4 protein-coding genes are annotated in these 4,834 nt (G+C 68.9%); 2 read left to right on the top strand and 2 right to left on the bottom strand.

The genetic code is table 11. From position 1 onward, the window contains the following. Window positions 1–1,095 (top strand): amidophosphoribosyltransferase (locus VGD93_RS15780; protein ID WP_395013121.1); only part of this gene is annotated, 1,095 nt, incomplete at its 5' end. Between the two features lie 79 nt (window positions 1,096–1,174). Continuing rightward, a complete protein-coding gene (locus VGD93_RS15775; RefSeq protein ID WP_395013120.1) occupies window positions 1,175–1,909 on the top strand; it encodes an SDR family NAD(P)-dependent oxidoreductase in 735 nt (244 codons plus the stop codon). A gap of 3 nt (window positions 1,910–1,912) precedes the next feature. Here the strand turns inward: VGD93_RS15775 and VGD93_RS15770 are convergent, their stop codons facing one another. Together VGD93_RS15770 and der are read right to left on the bottom strand one after the other, a co-directional pair. Beyond that, window positions 1,913–3,172 carry a hemolysin family protein gene (locus VGD93_RS15770; RefSeq protein WP_395013122.1) on the bottom strand — a complete coding sequence of 420 codons (1,260 nt, stop codon included), beginning with the start codon at window positions 3,170–3,172 and terminating at the stop codon, window positions 1,913–1,915. A gap of 141 nt (window positions 3,173–3,313) precedes the next feature. Then, window positions 3,314–4,747 (bottom strand): ribosome biogenesis GTPase Der, encoded by a 1,434-nt coding sequence (der, locus tag VGD93_RS15765; protein WP_395013119.1) that lies wholly within the window; start codon window positions 4,745–4,747, stop codon window positions 3,314–3,316. Between the last annotated feature and the right edge of the window lie 87 nt (window positions 4,748–4,834).

Genomic DNA, 4,834 nt, shown 5'->3' with positions numbered 1-4,834 from the left:
GACCTCATCGCCAAGGGCGCCATCTGCCAGTCCACCTCAGACACCGAAGTGGTGCTGCATCTCATCGCGCGCAGCCGCAAGACCTCGTCGTCGGATCGCTTCATCGATGCGCTCGGCCACCTGGAAGGCGCCTATTCGCTGCTGGCGCTGACGCGCACCAAGCTCATCGGGGCGCGCGACCCCAACGGCATCCGCCCGCTGGTGCTGGGGGACCTCGACGGCAAACCGATCTTCGCCTCGGAAACCTGCGCGCTCGACATCATCGGCGCCAAGTTCGTGCGCGACGTCGAGAACGGCGAGGTGGTGATCTGCGAGATCCAGCCCGACGGCCGCATCACCATCGACTCGCTGAAGCCGTTCCCGCCCAAGCCGGAACGCATGTGCCTGTTCGAGTACGTCTATTTCGCCCGCCCCGATTCCGTCGTGGCCGGCCGCTCGGTCTACGGCGCGCGCAAGCGCATGGGCAGCAACCTCGCCCGGGAAGCCCCGGTGGACGCCGATGTCGTGGTGCCGGTCCCGGACGGCGGCACCCCGGCGGCGATCGGCTACGCGCAGCAGAGCGGCATTCCCTACGAGCTGGGCATCATCCGCAACCACTATGTCGGCCGTACTTTCATCGAGCCGACGCAGTCGATTCGCGCCTTCGGCGTCAAGCTCAAGCACTCGGCCAACCGGCATGAGATCGCCGGCAAGCGCGTGGTGCTGATCGACGATTCCATCGTGCGCGGCACCACCTCGGTCAAGATCGTGCAGATGATCCGCGACGCCGGGGCGAAGGAAGTCCATTTGCGCGTGGCCAGTCCGCGGATCTACCACTCCGACTACTACGGCATCGACACGCCGAACCCCGAGAACCTGCTGGCCAACCAGCATCCCGACCTGGCCTCGATGTGCCGCTTCATTGGCGCCGATTCACTGGCCTTCCTGTCGCTGGACGGGCTCTACGACGCCGTCGGCGGGGTAAAGCGCGATCCGGCCCAGCCGCAGTTCACCGACCATTATTTCACCGGCGACTACCCGACGCCGCTGACCGACCGCAACGGGCGCGGCAAGAACGATCCCAAGCGGCTGTCGCTGATGCGCGAGGCGAGCTGAGCTTCGCCACCGCCGCTCTCCCTTCACCCGTCGTGCCGCGGCCCGAGCCCGCGCCCAGCTTCACGGAAACACCAGGCCCATGACCGACACGAATGATCTTTCCGGCAAGGTGGTGCTCGTCACCGGCGCCTCGCGCGGCATCGGCTATGCCGCCGCGCGCGAGGCGGGGCGGCGCGGCGCTCACGTCATCGCCGTGGCCCGCACCGTCGGCGGGCTCGAGGAGCTGGACGACGAGATCCAGGCGCTGGGCGGGGCGACCACGCTGGTGCCCCTCGACCTCAAGGACGCCGACGGCATCGACCGGCTGGGTGCCGCCATCTACGAGCGCTGGGGGCACCTCGACGGGCTCATCGGCAACGCCGGGCTGCTCGGCACGCTGACCCCGGTGCCGCACATCGCCCCGGACGAGTTCGACAAGGTGATGGCGATCAACGTCACCGCCAACTACCGCCTGCTGCGCTCGCTCGATGTGCTGCTACGGCGGGCGGAGGCCGGCCGCGCGGTGTTCGTCACCTCATTCTCGACGGGTCCCTCCAGGCCCTATTGGGGATTGTACGCGGCGGGCAAGGCAGCACTCGAGGCGCTGGTCACGAGCTATGCCGGCGAGGTCGCCAATACCGCCCTCAAGGTCAATCTGTTCGACCCGGGCGTGGTGCGCACGGCCTTGCGGGCCAAGGCCATGCCGGGCGAGGATCCCGAGACGCTGACGCGGCCGGAGGCGGTCGCCCCCAGGCTGGTGGACATGGTCGCCCCCGACTTCACCGCCACGCGGTCGCTATTCGACTTTCCCTCCGGAACGCTCGCCGCCCTCTGAGGCTCAGCTCCGGCTCACCAGCACCTTGTCGATGCGGCGGCCGTCGAGGTCGACCACCTCGAACTTCCACGGCCCGCGTTCGAAGTGCTCGCCCACGGCCGGCAGGTGGTTGAGCTCGGCCAGCACGAAGCCCGCCACCGTCTCGTAGTCGGGATCCTTGGGGACAGGCACGCCCAGGCGGTCCTTGAACTCGTCGACCGGCATCCAGCCCGAGACCAGGAAGGAGCCGTCGTCGCGGGCGACGAAGGCGGGCTCCTCCCCCTCCTCCTCTTGGAAGCTGCCGGTGATGGCCTCGAGGATATCCCCCGAGGTGACGATGCCCTCGAAATGCCCGTATTCGTCGAAGACGAGCGCCATGTGGACGACGGACGAGCGGATGGCCTTGAGCACGTGCAGCGCGTCGGAGCGGTCCATCACCACCGGGGCCTGCCGTACCAGCGCGCGCGGATCGAACGGCTTGCCGTCGGCGAAGACGTCGATCAGGTCCTTGCGCACGATGACGCCGATGATCGAATCCGGCCCGCCTTCCTGCACCGGCACCATGGAGCGATGCGTGGCGCGCAGCTTGGCGAGGATCTCTTCGGGCGATTCCGACAGGTCGACCAGTTCGACGTCGAGGCGCGGTGTCATCAGGCCCCGAGCCGAGCGGTCGGCGAAGCGCATGACGCCCGAGATCATGCTGCGCTCTTCCTTCTCGAGCACTCCGGCGCTCTCGGCCTCGGCGATGATGGTCCTCACCTCTTCGTCGGTGACCCGCTCGCCGGTCTCCCCGCTCTGGCCCATGAGCGTCAGCAGGCCGCGGCCCGAGACGTCCAGCAGCCAGACCAGCGGCGCGGCGATGGTGGCGACGAAGTCCATGGTGGGGGCAATTCGGGTCGCGATCCGCTCGGGATCGCGCAGCGCGATCTGCTTGGGCACCAGTTCGCCCACGATCAGCGACAGATAGGTGATGACGACGACGACGACGCCAACCCCCACGGCATCGGCCACGCCGGGATCGGCTCCCATCGATTCGAGCGCGCGCCCCAGCCGGTGGCCCAGCGTCGCGCCGGAGAAGGCGCCGGACAGCACGCCCACGAGGGTAATGCCGATCTGCACCGAGGACAGGAACTTGCCGGGGTCGTCGGCAAGCTTCAGCGCCACCCTGGCACCGCGGTTGCCATCCTCGGCGAGAACCTTGAGCCGCGCCGGGCGCGAGGACACGACGGCCAGTTCGGACATGGCCAGCAGCCCGTTGACGACGGTCAGGACGATAACGATCAGGATTTCGACGAACAAGGGCGTCTTGGGGTCACTGCGGCCCCGCACTCAGCAGCGGGTCGCTCGGGCGGAATCGTTATAGCGGGGCGAAGGCCAATCGCGAATAGGCAATAGCACCTACGGCCCGCCTGCCCCGCCGCCGCGCTATTTCTCCTGTTTGGCGAATGGGTTCTTGCCGCCGCGCACCCACATGCGGATGGGCGTGCCCGGCATGTGGAAGGCGTCGCGCAGCCCGTTGACGAGATAGCGCAAATAGGAAGCGGGCAGCGCCTCGGGGCGCGAGGCGAACAGGATGAAGCTGGGCGGCCGGATGCGGGCCTGGGTCATGTAGCGCAGCTTGAGGCGGCGGCCGGAAGTGGCCGGCGGCGGGTGGCCTTCGATCATGCCGGCGAGCCAACGGTTGAGCCGGGCCGTGGAGACGTGCGTGTTCCACGTCTTCTCGATGGCGAAGATGGCCTGCATCAGCCGGTCGAGATTGCGTCCCTGCAGCCCGGAGATGGTGACCAGCGGCACGCCGCGCAATTGCGGCAGCAGCCGCTCGCAGGCCTCGCGCAGCGCCGCCAGCGCGGCGGGCTTGTCCTCGACCAGGTCCCACTTGTTGACGGCGATGACCAGCGCGCGCCCCTCGCGCTCGACGAGGTCCGCCAGTGCCAGGTCCTGCTTTTCGAACGGAATGGTGGCGTCGAGCAGGAGCACCACGACTTCGGCGTACTGGACCGAGCGCAGCGCGTCGCCGACGGCGAGCTTCTCGAGTTTTTCGGTGACGCGGGCGCGGCGGCGGATGCCGGCGGTATCGACCAGGTTGATGGTGCGGCCTTCCCACTCCCAGGGCACCATGATGGAATCGCGGGTGATGCCCGCTTCGGGGCCGGTCAGCAGGCGCTCTTCGCCCACCATGCGGTTGATGAGCGTGGACTTGCCGGCGTTGGGGCGCCCGATGATGGCGACATTCAGGTAGCGCTCGGGGTTCCAGCGCAGCGCCGGCCCCTCCTCGGTCGAACCGTCGTCCTCGGGCAGGTCGATGTCGACCTGCGGCAGCAGGTCCTCCGGCAGCGGCGCCTCTGCGGCGGCCTCCGCGGCCGCCTTGTCGACCGCCTGCGCGACGATGGCATGCAGATCGGCAAGGCCGAGCCCGTGCTCGGCCGACAGCGCCACCGCCTCGCCAAAACCGAGCTTGTAGGCCTCCATCAGCCCGGCATCCGCCTCCCTGCCCTCTGCCTTGTTGGCGATCAGGTGCACGGCCTTGCCGGCCTTTCGCAGCACCTGCGCGAAGCGCTGGTCGAGGGGGGTGACGCCGGCGCGGGCGTCGATCATGAACAGGATGACGTCGGCGTCGCGGATGGCCAGTTCGGTCTGCTGGCGCATCCGGTCCTCGAGGCTGCCGTCGGTCCTATCCTCGAAGCCGGCCGTGTCGAGGACGCGGAACCTGAGGTCGCCGATGCGGCCCTCGGCCTCGCGGCGGTCGCGGGTCACTCCCGGCGTATCGTCGACGAGCGCGATCTTGCGGCCGACCAGCCGGTTGAACAGGGTGGACTTGCCGACGTTGGGACGGCCGACAATGGCTACGGTGACGCTCATGCGGTGTCCTCGCGCGGCGGGGGACGGCGGCGGTCAGTTGCCCGCCGCTGCGCCCTCGGCCGGGGCCGTCTCGGCCGGTGCGGCGGG

The sequence above is a fragment of the Devosia sp. genome, from assembly GCF_036406155.1.
Classification (GTDB): domain Bacteria; phylum Pseudomonadota; class Alphaproteobacteria; order Rhizobiales; family Devosiaceae; genus Devosia_A.
The sequence above is the reverse complement of the archived record's forward strand: the minus strand, read 5'-3'. Positions and strand labels throughout refer to the sequence as shown.

Excerpts from the sequence above, each read along its gene's own strand:
- VGD93_RS15775 (WP_395013120.1), top strand. The coding sequence starts at position 1,175 with ATGACCGACACGAATGATCTTTCCGGCAAGGTGGTGCTCGTCACCGGC.
- der (WP_395013119.1), bottom strand. The coding sequence starts at position 4,747 with ATGAGCGTCACCGTAGCCATTGTCGGCCGTCCCAACGTCGGCAAGTCC.